The sequence below is a fragment of the Qipengyuania pelagi genome (assembly GCF_009827295.1).
GTDB lineage: Bacteria > Pseudomonadota > Alphaproteobacteria > Sphingomonadales > Sphingomonadaceae > Qipengyuania > Qipengyuania pelagi.
Genome location: NZ_WTYD01000001.1, coordinates 980515 through 994748 on the forward strand (window position 1 = coordinate 980515; position 14234 = coordinate 994748).

Annotated in this window: 14 protein-coding genes; 7 read left to right on the forward strand and 7 right to left on the reverse strand. The window is 64.3% G+C overall.

Annotation, left to right across the window (positions count from 1 at the left end; genetic code table 11):
• Positions 1-24: 24 nt before the first annotated feature.
• Positions 25-2703, forward strand: a complete 2679-nt coding sequence (ppdK, locus tag GRI47_RS04800) for a pyruvate, phosphate dikinase (RefSeq protein ID WP_160660200.1) — start codon at positions 25-27, stop codon at positions 2701-2703.
• Here ppdK and GRI47_RS04805 read toward each other — a convergent pair.
• Positions 2700-3452: a methyltransferase domain-containing protein gene (locus GRI47_RS04805; protein WP_160660201.1), complete on the reverse strand. Its 753-nt coding sequence runs from the start codon at positions 3450-3452 to the stop codon at positions 2700-2702. The genes ppdK and GRI47_RS04805 overlap by 4 nt on opposite strands.
• 55 nt (positions 3453-3507) lie before the next feature.
• On the opposite strand from GRI47_RS04805, the gene GRI47_RS04810 reads away from it, so the two are divergent.
• From GRI47_RS04810 to GRI47_RS04825, 4 genes are all read left to right on the forward strand, one after another.
• On the forward strand, positions 3508-4314 hold the full coding sequence (locus GRI47_RS04810; RefSeq protein WP_160660202.1) for a ComF family protein: 807 nt from the start codon (positions 3508-3510) through the stop codon (positions 4312-4314).
• A 292-nt stretch (positions 4315-4606) separates the two neighbouring features.
• Positions 4607-4984 (forward strand): phosphoribosyl-AMP cyclohydrolase, encoded by a 378-nt coding sequence (gene hisI, locus GRI47_RS04815; protein ID WP_160660203.1) that lies wholly within the window; start codon positions 4607-4609, stop codon positions 4982-4984.
• A 56-nt stretch (positions 4985-5040) separates the two neighbouring features.
• Complete coding sequence (locus tag GRI47_RS04820; RefSeq protein ID WP_160660204.1) at positions 5041-5490, forward strand: MerR family transcriptional regulator; 450 nt, start codon at positions 5041-5043, stop codon at positions 5488-5490.
• A gap of 46 nt (positions 5491-5536) precedes the next feature.
• On the forward strand, positions 5537-7342 hold the full coding sequence (locus tag GRI47_RS04825) for an acyl-CoA dehydrogenase C-terminal domain-containing protein (RefSeq protein ID WP_160660205.1): 1806 nt from the start codon (positions 5537-5539) through the stop codon (positions 7340-7342).
• Positions 7343-7526: 184 nt separating this feature from the next.
• Here the strand turns inward: GRI47_RS04825 and GRI47_RS04830 are convergent, their stop codons facing one another.
• From GRI47_RS04830 to tyrS, 5 genes are all read right to left on the reverse strand, one after another.
• Positions 7527-7901 (reverse strand): helix-turn-helix domain-containing protein, encoded by a 375-nt coding sequence (locus GRI47_RS04830; protein ID WP_160660206.1) that lies wholly within the window; start codon positions 7899-7901, stop codon positions 7527-7529.
• A gap of 122 nt (positions 7902-8023) precedes the next feature.
• Positions 8024-8944 carry a cysteine synthase A gene (gene cysK, locus GRI47_RS04835; protein ID WP_160660207.1) on the reverse strand — a complete coding sequence of 307 codons (921 nt, stop codon included), beginning with the start codon at positions 8942-8944 and terminating at the stop codon, positions 8024-8026.
• Positions 8944-10167 (reverse strand): MFS transporter, encoded by a 1224-nt coding sequence (locus GRI47_RS04840; RefSeq protein ID WP_237452727.1) that lies wholly within the window; start codon positions 10165-10167, stop codon positions 8944-8946. The genes cysK and GRI47_RS04840 overlap by 1 nt, the downstream gene beginning before the upstream one ends.
• Positions 10168-10346: 179 nt before the next feature.
• Entirely contained in the window at positions 10347-10685 is a 339-nt protein-coding gene (locus GRI47_RS04845) for a PilZ domain-containing protein (protein ID WP_160660208.1), read from the reverse strand.
• Positions 10686-10810: 125 nt separating this feature from the next.
• Positions 10811-12040 (reverse strand): tyrosine--tRNA ligase, encoded by a 1230-nt coding sequence (gene tyrS, locus GRI47_RS04850; protein ID WP_160660209.1) that lies wholly within the window; start codon positions 12038-12040, stop codon positions 10811-10813.
• A 56-nt stretch (positions 12041-12096) separates the two neighbouring features.
• Here tyrS and GRI47_RS04855 point away from each other — a divergent pair, with 56 nt between their 5' ends.
• Positions 12097-12621, forward strand: coding sequence for a DOMON-like domain-containing protein (locus tag GRI47_RS04855; RefSeq protein WP_160660210.1), 525 nt, complete (start codon positions 12097-12099; stop codon positions 12619-12621).
• Entirely contained in the window at positions 12618-13817 is a 1200-nt protein-coding gene (locus tag GRI47_RS04860; protein WP_160660211.1) for an exo-beta-N-acetylmuramidase NamZ family protein, read from the forward strand. Before GRI47_RS04855 ends, GRI47_RS04860 begins: the two co-directional genes overlap by 4 nt.
• A 21-nt stretch (positions 13818-13838) precedes the next feature.
• Here GRI47_RS04860 and GRI47_RS04865 read toward each other — a convergent pair whose 3' ends face one another.
• Positions 13839-14210 (reverse strand): hypothetical protein, encoded by a 372-nt coding sequence (locus tag GRI47_RS04865; protein WP_160660212.1) that lies wholly within the window; start codon positions 14208-14210, stop codon positions 13839-13841.
• Between the last annotated feature and the right edge of the window lie 24 nt (positions 14211-14234).

Below are 14234 nucleotides of genomic sequence, written 5' to 3' on the forward strand. Positions count from 1 at the left end.
CCCGTAGATTTTTGGGAGTATCGTATGGCGCAGACGGTTTTCATCTTCGGTGGCGATGCGCCGCATACGAATGCGCGCCAGAAGGACAAGACCATCACGGGCGGCAAGGGCGCCAATCTGGCCGAGATGGCCAGCATCGGCCTGCCCGTGCCTCCGGGCTTCACGATCGCGACCGAGGAGTGCCTCAAATATCTGCGCGAAGGCGCTGATTTTTCGAGCGATCTCCGCCATGCGGTGGCCGAGGCGCTGGCGCATGTCGAACGCACGGTGGGCAAGAGGTTCGGCGATGCTTCGGACCCGCTGCTGGTCTCGGTCCGCTCCGGCGCGGCTGTGTCGATGCCCGGCATGATGGACACCGTCCTCAATCTCGGCCTCAACGACGAGACCGTCGAGGGCCTTGCCGCGACATCGGGCGATCCGCGCTTCGCCTGGGACAGCTATCGCCGCTTCGTCCAGATGTATGGCGATGTCGTGCTCGGCGTCGATCACGGGCTGTTCGAGGAAGCGCTGGAGATCGCCAAGGAAGACAACGGCTTCTATGCCGATACCGACCTTTCCGCCGATGACTGGCGCGCGCTGGTCGGCGAATACAAGCGCATCGTGGCCGAGGAGTTGGGGCGGCCTTTCCCGCAGGACCCCGTCGAACAATTATGGGGCGCGATCGCCGCCGTGTTCGACAGCTGGGATACCGAGCGCGCCAAGATCTATCGCCGCCTCAACGACATTCCGCACGACATGGGCACCGCCGTCAACGTCCAGGCCATGGTGTTCGGCAATATGGGCGACACCAGCGCCACCGGCGTCGCCTTCACGCGCGATCCTTCGACCGGCGAGAAAGCCTATTACGGCGAATGGCTGGTCAATGCGCAGGGCGAGGATGTCGTCGCGGGCATCCGCACGCCGCAATATCTGACCAAGGCCCGGCGCGAGGCCGCAGGGGCCGATCGCCCGAGCATGGAAGAGGCCATGCCCGATGCCTTTGCCGAACTCGCGCGCGTGTTCGACCTGCTGGAGCGGCATTACACCGACATGCAGGACATCGAATTCACCGTGCAGCAGGGCGTCCTGTGGCTGCTTCAGACCCGCAACGGCAAGCGCACCGCCAAGGCTGCGCTGAAAATGGCGGTCGACATGGTTGGGGAGGGCTTGATCGACCGCAAGGCGGCGATCCTGCGCGTCGATCCGATGGCGCTCGACCAATTGCTTCACCCCACGCTCGATCCCGATGCGCCGCGCGATATCCTCACCACCGGCCTGCCTGCCTCCCCCGGCGCGGCGAGCGGCAGGATCGCGTTGGATGCGGATACCGCCGAATTGTGGGCCAATCGCGGCGACAAGGTGATCCTGGTCCGCATCGAGACCAGCCCCGAGGATATCCACGGGATGCACGCCGCCAAGGGGATCCTCACGGCGCGCGGCGGCATGACGAGCCACGCCGCGGTGGTGGCGCGCGGGATGGGCCGCCCATGCGTCTCCGGCGCCTCGCAAGTCGCGATCGCGCGCGAAGGCCGCACGCTGACCATCGGGAATCGCGAGCTGAAGGAAGGCGACGTCATCACCATCGACGGCGCGAAGGGCGAAGTCATGGCGGGCGAGGTCGCGACGATCGAGCCCGAACTGGCGGGCGATTTCGGTACTTTGATGGAATGGGCGGACGAACACCGCCGGATGCGGGTCCGCACCAATGCCGAGACCGAGCGCGATTGCGCGTTGGCGCGCCAGTTCGGGGCCGAGGGCATCGGTCTGTGCCGGACGGAACACATGTTCTTCGATGCCGACCGGATCAGCGCGGTGCGCCAGATGATCCTGGCCGAGGACGAGAAAGGCCGCCGCGCCGCGCTCGCCAAATTGCTGCCCGAACAGCGCGCGGATTTCGTCGCGATCTTCCGCACCATGGCGGGCCTGCCCTGCACGATCCGCCTGCTCGACCCGCCGCTGCACGAATTCCTGCCGCATGGCGATGCCGAATTCGCCGAACTGGCCGAAGCGAGCGGGGTGGGGGTCGACCATCTGCGCCGCCGGGCGAGCGAGCTGCATGAATTCAACCCGATGCTCGGGCATCGCGGGTGCCGTCTCGGGATCACCTATCCCGAAATCTACGAGATGCAGGCTCGCGCGATCTTCGAAGCGGCGTGCGAGGTGGCAGGCGAGGCAGACGAGGCTCCCGTCCCCGAGATCATGATCCCGCTGGTTGCGACCCGGCGCGAGCTAGAAATACTGCGGGCGCTGGTCGATCGGGTGGCGGAAGAAGTGTTCGCTCAGGCGGGCCGCCGGATCGAATATCTGGTCGGCACCATGATCGAACTGCCCCGCGCCGCGCTGATGGCGGGCGAGATCGCGCAGGAGGCGGAATTCTTCAGCTTCGGCACCAACGACCTGACGCAAACGACGCTGGGCGTCAGCCGCGACGATTCCGCGCGCTTCCTCGCGCCCTATGTCGACAAGGGTATCTTCGCCCGCGACCCCTTCGTCAGCCTCGACATCGACGGCGTGGGCCAATTGGTCGAAATGGCCGCCGAACGCGGGAGGGGGCAGCGTGACGGCATCAAGCTCGGCATTTGCGGGGAACATGGTGGCGATCCGGCCAGTATCACCTTCTGCGAAAGCGTCGGCCTCGACTACGTCAGCGCCTCGCCCTATCGTGTGCCGATCGCGCGCCTCGCAGCGGCCCAAGCGGCGCTCAGGATGGCTCCGAAGGGCTAGGCCCAGCCTGTGAGGGTCAGGATTTCGAACCGCTCGACAACCCTGCCCTCTTCGTCCGCCGTCTTGAGGAAGGCTGCGCGCGCCCTTTCCAGAGCGGCTCGCGAGAGCGCCGGTCCGGGCTGCGCGAGCTGATTGCCGAGGGCCTGATCCCGCAGATCCTCGACCAGCCTGTCGAGCCCGCGATAGCCGACCGAAATTGGCCAGCTATCCACGACGAACCGGCGAAAACCGGCGCGCTCGAGCAGGGCGGTGGCCGATCGCGTATCGATCGCGGGATGCATCCGCGGCGCGGCGCGATTCGGTTCGGCCGCGATCATTGCACCGCGCAGATGGGCCAGACTGCCTGCGCCGACCAGGCTCACCATCAGCAGACCGTCGGGCGCCAAGCCTGCGCGCAGATGGAGAAGGGCACCCGGAAGATCGTTGACGGTGGCCAGAGTGCCAAGATTGGCGATGAAGTCGAACGGGCCGCTATCGAGGGGCCGTTCCTCGTCGAAAGAGAATGGATCGACGCGCACGACATCTCCGGTGATGGAGAGATAGTCCGATAGCGCGCGGCCCAATTCGCCGATCACCAGCGAACGCGGCGGCGCAAGACGCGTAAACTGCAGCCGCTCGATCATATCCTCGACCACGGCTTCCTCGACAAAGCGGGCTGCGTCCGGCGCGGCCTGCCGGGTCAGCGCACGCAACCGAGCGGAGCGGCGGCGAGTGGGGGCAAAAATGCGGGGAGGGGGGCGAACGGCCATACCTGAGGCCCTGCCGTGCTTGCCAGCGTCGCGCAAGCGGTCCAGCACTCTTCCCATGTCTCCCCGCGCGCTTCTTGCCGACACGCTCTCGCCGCTGGTGGACCTTGTCTATCCGCCACGCTGCCCCGCCTGCGGCGCTGGCCTCGCGCGCCAGGTCGGGTTGTGCGCCGAGTGTTGGGACCAACTCGTGATCCCCTCGGCGCCGTCTTGCGGGACGTGCCAGCGACCCTTCGGAGAAAGCGGACCGGATGACGGGGCGATCTGCGCGCCGTGCCTTGCGAAACCGCCGAAGCATGACGGCATCGCGGCAGCGACGCTCTACAACGACGTGTCGCGCAAGCTCGTGCTGGCGCTCAAGCACGGGGGGCGGATCGCGCTCGCGCCCATGCTGGCGCGGTTGATGGCGGCGAGATTGCGGCCATCGTCAACCGAACGCCTGATAATTCCCGTTCCGCTCCATCGCTGGCGCCTGTGGCAGCGCGGCTTCAATCAGGCCGGATTGCTGGCGCGTGAGATCGCGCGGCTCGGCCATGGACGGCTGATGGTCGACGGGCTGATCCGCACCCGGCGCACCCCGTCTCTGGGCGGGATGGGGGCGAAGGCGCGGCGTCGGGTTCTGACCGGAGCCGTGACGGTCAATCCGCGTTACGCAGCTGCCTTGCGCGGGCGCCACGTCATCCTGGTCGACGACGTGCTCACCAGCGGAGCGACATCGAGCGTGTGCGTGGCAGCGCTGAAAAAGGCGGGCGCGACGTCGGTGACCATTTGCTGCTTCGCCCGCGTGCTCGACGAAGCGATCGACCTGCGCGCTCCACCGGAACGCGAAACGCCCGGATCCACGAAGGATCCGGGCGCCACGTGACGAATCAATGCGAACCCTCTCTCGCGAGACCGGCGCAGCCCCCCAGCATGCGCCTTGGATTCAATCCCTCATCGTTTCCGATCGCGCCATGCCATCCGGCTGGCTGCGATATCGGGACCCCCCTGAACCATGGCGCGTTCTGCGGCACCTTCGTTCGGGATAGCGGCCCTTGCGAGCTGCGAAGACATACATCTCACCGTTGGCGGGTTCATCAAACAGCAATACATGATAGAGCCGTATTTTGCGGAAGATTTGTTGCCGTCGCGCAACACGGGTTGCCCAGGAACACCAGATGACGACCGATCCCATCGAACCGAAGTGCCGAGAGCAAGGTTCTGAATTTCTACCCAAATTCGACAGCAACGGCCTGTTGAGCGCTGTCGTCACCCATGCCGAGACGGCGGAGGTACTGATGGTCGCCTTCATGGATCGCGAGGCGCTCGATGCGACCATCGCGAGTGGGGAGGCGCATTTCCATTCCCGCTCGCGCGGGCGGCTGTGGAAGAAGGGAGAGAGTTCCGGGCACGTCCTGAAGGTCGCGGAGATCGGAGTCGATTGCGATCAGGACGCGCTCGTCCTGCGCTGCCACCCGCAGGGGCCGACCTGCCATACCGGCGCGGCGTCCTGTTTCTATCGCCGGCTGGAGGACGGATCGCTTCATCGCGTTTGACCTGTCCCATGCGTCAAAGCTTGACGCTTACGTAAGGTGCTGCTAGACCAATCGGCATGGCGGCAAACCCGAACACTGACGAATTCCAGCGCCGCGCCGGCAATTCCGGTGCGCTGCTTGACAGACCCGACGCTCTGGCGCGCGAACGCTACTCGATCTCGGACTTGACGACCGAGTTCGACTGCACCGCACGCGCCTTGCGCTTCTACGAGGACGAGGGCCTGATCGCCCCGTCGCGTGTCGGGCTCACCCGTATCTATTCCAAGCGCGATCGCGCACGGCTCGCCTGGATCATGCGGGCCAAGAATGTCGGCTTCTCGCTTACCGAGATCCGCGAGATGATCGATCTCTACGATCTAGGCGATGGCCGCGTGGAACAGCGCCGCGTCACGATCGAGAAATGCCGCGCGCATGTGGCGAAGCTGAAAAGCCAGCGCGCCGATATCGACAGCTCGATCACCGAACTGAGCGACTTCATCAACCACATCGAAGAGATCGACAACTGATCGCTTCCTGACCCTTCAAATCACCGCTCTGCTCAAGGACCCCGCAATGCCCACCTACACCGCCCCGACCCGCGATGCGCGTTTCATCGTCAACGAAGTGCTGGACCTCGCCAGCTACGGCAATCTGCCGGGCTTCGAAATGGCAAGCCCGGACGTGACCGACGCTGTCCTGTCCGAAGGCGGCAAGTTCTGCGCCGAGGTCCTCGCCCCGCTCAACCTGTCGGGTGACCAGGAAGGCTGCACGCGCCACGAAGACGGGTCGGTGACGACCCCCAAGGGCTTCAAGCAGGCTTTCGACCAGTTCCGCGAGGCCGGGTGGAGCACGCTGTCGCAGCCTGAGGAATTCGGCGGACAGGGGATGCCGCACGTCCTCGGCTTCGCGTTCGAGGAGTTCGTGTCCAGCGCCAATCAGGCCTTCGGCATGTATCCGGGCCTGACCAACGGTGCGGTCTCCGCTCTTCTCGCCAAGGGTTCGCAGGAGCAGAAGGAGAAATATCTCCCCAAGATGATCTCCAACGAATGGACCGGAACGATGAACCTGACGGAGCCGCATTGCGGCACCGATCTGGGCATGATCCGCACCAAGGCCGAACCGCAGGCCGATGGTAGTTATGCGATCACCGGGACCAAGATCTTCATCTCCGCCGGCGAACACGACATGGCGGACAACATCATCCATCTCGTTCTCGCCAAGACGCCCGGTGCGCCGGACAGCACCAAGGGTATTTCCCTGTTCGTGGTGCCGAAATTCCTCGTGAACGAGGATGGATCGCTGGGCGAACGCAACGGCGTCGTTTGCGGATCGATCGAGCACAAGATGGGCATCCACGGCAATGCGACCTGCGTCCTCAATTACGACGGCGCCAAGGGCTGGCTGGTCGGCGAGGAGAACAAGGGCCTCGCTGCCATGTTCATCATGATGAACGCCGCGCGCCTCGGCGTCGGCATCCAGGGGCTGAGCCAGGCCGAGGTCGCCTATCAGAACGCGGTGACCTATGCGCTCGACCGCCGTCAGGGCAGGGCGCTGACCGGCCCGGCCGAGCCCGAAGCGCAGGCCGATCCGATCTTCGTCCACGCCGACGTGCGCCGGATGCTGATGGATGCCAAGGCCTTCACCGAAGGCTTCCGTATGCTGTGCCTGTGGGGCGCGTTGCAGGTCGACCTGACCCATAGCGCCCAGACCGAGGAAGAGCGTGAACAGGCCGACCAGCTGATCGGTCTGCTGACCCCTGTCATCAAGGGCTACGGCACCGACAAGGGTTACGAGATCGCGACCAATATGCAGCAGGTCTATGGCGGTCACGGCTATATCGAGGAATGGGGGATGAGCCAGTTCGTGCGCGACGCGCGCATCGCCCAGATCTACGAAGGCACCAATGGCGTGCAGGCGATGGACCTGTGCGGTCGCAAGCTGGCCCAGAAGGGCGGCGCGGCAATCCAGGCCTTTTTCAAGGCGATGGGTGAAGATATCGCCGAAGCCAAGTCGGACGAGACCTTGGCTCCGCTTGCCGAGCAGCTTGAGAAGGCATTGGGCCAGCAGCAGGCGGCCACCATGTGGTTCATGCAGAACGCGATGCAAAACCCCAACCATCTGGGTGCCGGTGCGCATCACTACATGCACATTATGGGCATCGTTTCGATCGGCTGGATGTGGCTGCGCATGGCGAAGGTCGCGGCGCAGAAGCTCGAGGATGGCGGAGACGACAAGGCGTTCTACGAAGCCAAGCTGGCGACGGCACGCTATTACATGGACCGCTATCTCCCCGATGCGGGCGCCCTGCGGCGCAAGCTCGAAGCGGGGTCGGACAGTTTGATGGCGCTGGGCGAGGAGGCCTTCGCCACCGCCGCGTAAATCCGCGAAACGGATCGGACATTCTCAGCCGCCTCGGGTTTTCTCGGGGCGGCTTTTTCGCGCGTGTCGTGGGATAAGCTGCGCGGACAGACCGTCACCTTGTCAATCTAGATATGTAACCTTGGACGGAAGGTGTGTCGCTTTGTAAAAATCGAAGTGTGACCTTGCGTGAATGTCTGTAACTTTACTCCTCGCTCTGTGTCGCCTTGTTCTTCGTGCGCAGGTGATCGAGCGAGTCCAGTCCGGGGCCCTCCCACGGCGAAATCGGTCGCGTATCGACTCTCTTGCGATCCGCACGCGCCTTGGCCTTCACGGCGAGGCCGCGGCGCCGCGCGTCTTCGAAGGCGGCCTGGAATTTCTCGCCATCGAGCCGTGCGCGCAATCTGTACGCGGCCTGCCTGCTCATGCCCACGCTCCGCGCAGCTTCCGCCACGCTCCCACATTCGGACAGGGCGCGCAGGAAGGCGGAGACCTTCGGAACGGTCCAGCGATAATCGGCATTGCGCCGGGGCTGCCTGGCCTTGGGAGGCGAATCGGAGGGAATGTCTGGTTCGTCCATGGCGTGGATTAGGCCATAGAAACCCGCACTCGGGACAGCGCTTTTTTAGTCGAATCCCGCCGCCGCGCCTCGCTTCGCCGGTGAGAGGGGCGGAGGGCGATCGGACCCTCCGCCACCAGACCTTATTCGGTCGGAAGGAAATCCGGCACCGAAAGATAGCGTTCCCCGGTGTCGTAATTGAACCCCATGACGCGCGTGCCCGCATCGAGTTCGCCGAGCTTCTGCTTGATCGCGGCGAGAGTCGCGCCGCTGGAAATGCCCACCAGCAGGCCTTCCTTCGCCGCGCATTGCCGCGCCATGTCCTTCGCATCCTCGGGATCGACCTGGATCGCCCCGTCGATCGACTGGGTGTGGAGGTTGTCCGGGACGAAGCCTGCGCCGATGCCCTGGATCGGGTGCGGGCCGGGCTGGCCGCCGCTGATGACAGGCGAAGCCGCAGGCTCGACGGCATAGGCCTTGAAGCCGCTCCAACGCTCTTTCAGCAGTTCGGCGCAGCCGGTCAGATGGCCGCCCGTGCCGACGCCGGTAATCATCACGTCGATGGGGTTGTCCTTGAAATCCTCGTAAATTTCTTCCGCCGTTGTGCGGACGTGGACCTTCCAGTTCGATTCATTGTCGAACTGGCTCGGCATCCAGGCGCCATCGGTTTCCCTGACGAGTTCCTGTGCACGCGCGATCGCGCCCTTCATCCCGCCTTCCTTGGGCGTCAGGTCGAAACTGGCGCCATAGGCGAGCATCAGGCGTCGGCGCTCGACGCTCATGCTTTCGGGCATGACCAGCACGAGCCTATAGCCCTTGACCGCCGCCGCCATGGCGAGGCCGATGCCGGTATTGCCGCTGGTCGGCTCGATGATGGTGCCGCCGGGCTTGAGCTTGCCTGCCTTTTCCGCGTCTTCGACCATGGCGAGGCCGATGCGGTCCTTGATCGATCCGCCGGGATTGGCCCGCTCGCTCTTCACCCAGACCTCGTGGTCGGGGAACAGGCGCGAAAGGCGGATATGCGGCGTGTTGCCGATGGTTTCGAGGACGGATTGGGCTTTCATCAGATACGCTCCTGGAGCTTTTCTTCGGGGGTTTCCTCCACCAACTCCTGGGGAGGGTCGAAGGTCCTCGTCATCCGCAGGACCGGAAAAATACGCGCCCATAGCGCGACCGTCACGATCGCGCCGATCCCGCCGGCGACCACGGCGAGGGCGGGACCGAACACGCTGGCAAGGAAGCCCGAAAACGCGTCGCCCCCTTCGTTGGAGGCGCTGATCGTCAGCAGGCTGGCGGAAGAGACGCGCCCGCGCTTGTCGTCGGGCGTGTGCAGCTGGATCAGCGATTGGCGGATATAGACGCTGAACATGTCCGCCGCGCCCACGATCACCAGCATGGCGAGCGATAGCGGCATGGAGCGCGACACGCCGAAGACGATCGTGGCGATACCGAAGACCGCGACCGCCCACAGCATCTTCGGCCCGACGTTTGTCTTGAGCGGGCGGAAACTGAACCACATCGCCGTGATCGCCGCACCCACTGCGGGCGCCGCCGCCAATTGGGCAAGGCCGGTCTCCCCTACCTGGAGAATGTCATAGGCGAAGGGCGGAAACAGCGCGGTCGCTCCAGCCAAGAACACCGCCATCAGATCGAGTGTAATCGCGCCCAGCACCATCTTGTTACGGATGACGTAGCGCCATCCGTCGATCACCTGTCCGATCGGCCGCTGCGCCCCCGTGATCGGCGATCGCGGCACCTTTCCGATCGTGCTGATGGCGACGATCGCGACGAGGAACAGTACGCTCGCTATCCCATAGGGCAGGGCCGGGGCCTGGTCATAGGCGTATCCGCCCACTGCCGGGCCGACGATCATGCCGGTCTGCCAAGCGATCGAAGAAAGCGCGATCGCATTGGGCAGGATTGGCTTGGGCACGAGATTGGGCGCGAGCGCGGACAGGGCCGGGCCGTTGAAGGCACGCACGACGCCAAGCAAGACCGCGACGGCGAAGAGCGAGGAAAGCTGCAGCTCTCCGGTAAAAGTCAGCCAGGCGAGGATCACCGATCCCACCAATTGGAGCAGGATCGTAAGTCGGGCCACCGTCTTGCGATTGAACCGATCGGCAGCCAGCCCGGAAAACGGCGATAGCACGAATAGCGGCAGGAATTGGAGAAGGCCGATCAGCGCGAGCTGGCCCGAGGCGGCAAAGGCATCCATCCCGCTCTCTCGCGCGATTGTGTAGGTCTGCCAGCCGATGATCAGGATCATCGCATATTGCCCAACCACCATCGCGAACCGCGCGACGAGATAGGAGCGGAAATTATGGATGCGGAGCGGCGAAGCGTCCGGATCGATCGCAGTAGTGTGTTCGGTAGAGCTCACATGCGCGCATTGGCAAAGCCGTCGTGCCTTGCAAAGCAAGTTCGCCTGTCCGGCTCACGCACCGGACTTGTCACGAAGCAGAAGCGTCAGCGCAGCTTGCGCAGGCGCGGATTGGGCTGAAGCGTATCGATCATGGCCAGGAAATCGTCGATCCTGAGGATTCGCTCGAACTGATAGCCCGCGCGATTGTCGCGGCTCCAGATGCAATAGGCCTCGATCCGGCCGATCACCGGGAGGCGTACGATCACGCGATCGCCGCGCTCCGTCTGGCGGGCATCGTCGATCATGAAGCCGTTGGCGGAGATATTCGCGATATGCATCCGCACGTCGCCATCGCGATAATGTTCCGCAATCACAGGATGGTCGACCGGATGGCGCGCCATGCGTCGCTGGTCGGTCACGCTGAGCTGGGCTCCGGCAGACATGGATTGGGACCCTCCGATGAATGACCCGGACGATCCGGGGGAAGGCCGATATTTACCGGAGAAAGGCTGACGAATCGTAAAACAGAAAGGAAAGATAGGCCCTTGTTCGTTCGTCCCGTCGCCGCTCAGGCGCGGATGATCGCATGTTTCTTCTTGCCGAGGCTGAGTCGCGCCTGCTCGCCAGGGGCCAAAGTCACGAGATGGCCCGGGTCGGTGATGGTCTCGCCGTCTATCTTGACCGCGCCTTCGGCCAGCTTGCGCTTCGCCTCGCCATTGGAGGCGGTGAAGCCCAGTTCGGTGAGGGCCGCGCCGATGCGCACGCCATCGGGACCGATATCGAGCGCGGGCAGATCCTCGCCCGAACCACCGCCCGCAAAGGTTTCGGACGCCGTCGCCTCGGCCGTGCGCGCCGCATCCTCTCCCCGCACCAGCGCGGTGACCGCATTGGCCAGCGCGACCTTCGCAGTGTTGATTTCAGCGCCTTCGAGCGCTTCGAGCCGCGCGATCTCGTCCAGCGGCATGTCGGTGAAAAGGCGCAGGAAACGGCCCACATCCCGATCGTCGGTGTTGCGCCAGAATTGCCAGAAATCGTAATTCGGCAGCTGCGCCTCGTTCAGCCAGACTGCGCCGGACACCGATTTGCCCATCTTGGTCCCATCCGCGCGGGTGATGAGCGGGGTGGTGAGGCCGAACACCTCCTCGCCATCCATCCGCCGCGACAGCTCGACCCCGTTGACGATATTGCCCCATTGATCGCTGCCGCCCATTTGCAGCCGCACCCCCATCTCGCGGTTGAGATGGCGGAAATCGTATCCTTGCAGGATCATGTAGTTGAATTCGAGGAAGGTCATCGGCTGTTCGCGTTCGAGCCGCAGCCGCACCGAATCGAAGGACAGCATCCGGTTGACGGTGAAATGCGTGCCGACCTTCTGCAGCATCTCGATATAGCCGATCTGCCCGAGCCAATCGTGATTGTTGACCATCACCGCATCGGTCGGCCCGTCGCCGAAGGTCAGCAGCTTTTCGAAGGCGGTGCGGATCGAAGCGATATTGTCCTCGATCGCGGCGTCGGTGAGCATCTTGCGCACCTCGTCCTTGCCGGTCGGATCGCCGATCCGCGTGGTCCCGCCCCCCATCACCACTACCGGCTTGTGCCCGGCCTGTTGCAGGCGGCGCAGCAGCATGATCGAAACCAGATTGCCGACATGAAGCGAGGGCGCGGTCGCATCGAAACCGACATAGCCGGGCACGATCTTTCCCGCGGCGGCGGCATCGAGCCCTTCCGCGTCGGTTACTTGATGGATATAGCCGCGCTCGTCGAGCACGCGCAGGAGATCGGATGTGTAGCTGCTCATGACGGGCGCCGCGCTAGCATGGGGGAGGGATGGTGCAAACGCTGGAATCGTCGGTTATGGAATTGATCCCGCATCCCGCGTTTCCGCCGCGTCATGTCACGCGGATCTTCGCTTCGGTCTCGCAGAAAGACCCGCGCTGGCTTCAGGCGCGCTGGCGGGTAGAAGGGGCGGGCGCGATCGTGGTGCCAGTCTTCGCCGGACGCAGGCGCGCGGACGGACTGTGGCGGACGACCTGTTTCGAACTGTTCTGCGGCGATGGGCCGTCCTACGCCGAATTCAATTTCGCGCCATCGGAAGCCTGGGCGGCTTACGATTTCGACGGATATCGCGAGGGGATGCGCGACAGGCCGGTGTCGCCCCAGCCAACGATCTCATGGCGCGGCGGGCGCTCCAGCCTAGCTATCCTCGATGTGGCGATTCCGCGCGCTGCCATCCTTTCGGGCGCGCTCGCGATCAGCGCGGTCATCGAGGAAGAGGGGGGCGCGAAGAGCTTCTGGGCGCTGGCCCATCCACCCGGCGATCCCGACTTCCACCATCGCACTTGCTTCGCCGCGACGCTTGCGCCACCCGTTTCACCATGAAATTCGGTATCGACCAGCTCCTCGCCGACCCAGACCTTCGCCGTCCGCTCGAACGCAAGCGAGTGGCGCTCGTTGCGCATCCCGCTTCCGTGACCGAGCGTTTGACGCACAGCCTCGATGCGCTGATCGCGGCGGGCATCAACGTCACCAGCGCCTTCGGCCCGCAGCATGGGCTTAAGGGCGACAAACAGGACAATATGGTCGAAACCGCGGACGAGACCGATCCGCAATACGGCATCCCCGTCTTCAGCCTCTATGGCGAGGTGCGACGCCCGACGGGCCAGATGATGTCGAGCGCGGACGTGTTCCTGTTCGACCTCCAGGATCTCGGCTGCCGTATCTACACCTTCGTCACGACGCTGCTCTATATGCTCGAAGAGGCGGCGAGGCATGGCAAGACTGTCTGGGTGCTCGATCGCCCCAATCCGGCGGGGCGACCGGTCGAAGGAACGCTGCTCGTGCCCGGTCAGGAAAGCTTCGTCGGCGCCGCGCCGATGCCGATGCGTCATGGACTGACGCTGGGCGAGATGGGTCATTGGTTCGTCAAGCATTTCGGGCTCGACGTGGATTATCGCGTGATCGAAATGGATGGCTGGCAGCCCGAAGGAGCCGGATTCGGCTGGCCGCAGGATCGCATCTGGATCAATCCCTCACCCAACGCTGCCAATGTGAACATGGCCCGCGCCTATGCCGGAACGGTCATGCTCGAGGGCACGAATCTGAGCGAGGGAAGGGGCACCACCCGCCCGCTCGAAGTGCTGTTCGGCGCGCCGGATGTGGACGCCAAGGCGGTTATGGCCGAGATGGAGCGGATGGCTCCCGACTGGCTGAACGGCTGCGCGATCCGCGAATGCTGGTTCGAACCGACTTTCCACAAGCACGCGGGCGAGCTGTGCAACGGGTTGATGATCCACGCCGAAGGGCCGTTCTACGATCACGCCGCGTTCCGCCCCTGGCGCTTGCAGGCGCTGGCCTTCAAGGCGATCCGACGCCTTTATCCCGATTACGCGATCTGGCGCGACTTTCCCTACGAATACGAGCTGGAACGGCTCGCCATCGATGTCATCAATGGCGGTCCGACCTTGAGAGAATGGGTCGAAGATGCCGAGGCTGCACCAGGCGATCTCGACGGAATGGCGCGTGCGGACGAGGCCCGGTGGCGCGAGGAGATCGAGGACATACTGCTCTATCGCTAGCCGAGCGGTCAGAAGCGCGGATCAGTTCGCCGGTTCGATCCTGACCGGTCCTTCGCGCAAATCAGGCACCGGGCGGATATCGCTGGTGTCGTGCTTCATCACCAGAACCGGGCAATCCTCGATTGTCTGGTGCACGGCGGCCAGCATCAGCGGATTCTCGGCATCGGCCGGTTCGCGCTCGATCTCGGGCTGGCCCGCATCGCTGCGCGCCTTGCGGATCTGCTCCTCGCAGCGCGCACGCTTGATGGGGTCTTCGATATCGCGCCAGCTACGTGCCGGGTCCTGATAGGAGGGCATGTCGAAGCGATCGGGAGCCGTCTCGTTCGATTGAGCGACCAGAGCGGCGCCGGTTACGAGCGAGCCGAAGGTTGCGGCCAGAGCGATGATACGCATGATAAATCTCCCCAGTAAGGCTGC

What these genes read in the sequence shown, in the direction of transcription:
- ppdK (WP_160660200.1), top strand. Translation starts at nt 25, where the DNA reads ATGGCGCAGACGGTTTTCATCTTCGGTGGCGATGCGCCGCATACGAAT.
- GRI47_RS04805 (WP_160660201.1), bottom strand. Translation starts at nt 3,452, where the DNA reads ATGGCCGTTCGCCCCCCTCCCCGCATTTTTGCCCCCACTCGCCGCCGC.
- GRI47_RS04810 (WP_160660202.1), top strand. Translation starts at nt 3,508, where the DNA reads ATGTCTCCCCGCGCGCTTCTTGCCGACACGCTCTCGCCGCTGGTGGAC.
- hisI (WP_160660203.1), top strand. Translation starts at nt 4,607, where the DNA reads ATGACGACCGATCCCATCGAACCGAAGTGCCGAGAGCAAGGTTCTGAA.
- GRI47_RS04820 (WP_160660204.1), top strand. Translation starts at nt 5,041, where the DNA reads ATGGCGGCAAACCCGAACACTGACGAATTCCAGCGCCGCGCCGGCAAT.
- GRI47_RS04825 (WP_160660205.1), top strand. Translation starts at nt 5,537, where the DNA reads ATGCCCACCTACACCGCCCCGACCCGCGATGCGCGTTTCATCGTCAAC.
- GRI47_RS04830 (WP_160660206.1), bottom strand. Translation starts at nt 7,901, where the DNA reads ATGGACGAACCAGACATTCCCTCCGATTCGCCTCCCAAGGCCAGGCAG.
- cysK (WP_160660207.1), bottom strand. Translation starts at nt 8,944, where the DNA reads ATGAAAGCCCAATCCGTCCTCGAAACCATCGGCAACACGCCGCATATC.
- GRI47_RS04840 (WP_237452727.1), bottom strand. Translation starts at nt 10,167, where the DNA reads ATGGTGGTTGGGCAATATGCGATGATCCTGATCATCGGCTGGCAGACC.
- GRI47_RS04845 (WP_160660208.1), bottom strand. Translation starts at nt 10,685, where the DNA reads ATGTCTGCCGGAGCCCAGCTCAGCGTGACCGACCAGCGACGCATGGCG.
- tyrS (WP_160660209.1), bottom strand. Translation starts at nt 12,040, where the DNA reads ATGAGCAGCTACACATCCGATCTCCTGCGCGTGCTCGACGAGCGCGGC.
- GRI47_RS04855 (WP_160660210.1), top strand. Translation starts at nt 12,097, where the DNA reads ATGGAATTGATCCCGCATCCCGCGTTTCCGCCGCGTCATGTCACGCGG.
- GRI47_RS04860 (WP_160660211.1), top strand. Translation starts at nt 12,618, where the DNA reads ATGAAATTCGGTATCGACCAGCTCCTCGCCGACCCAGACCTTCGCCGT.
- GRI47_RS04865 (WP_160660212.1), bottom strand. Translation starts at nt 14,210, where the DNA reads ATGCGTATCATCGCTCTGGCCGCAACCTTCGGCTCGCTCGTAACCGGC.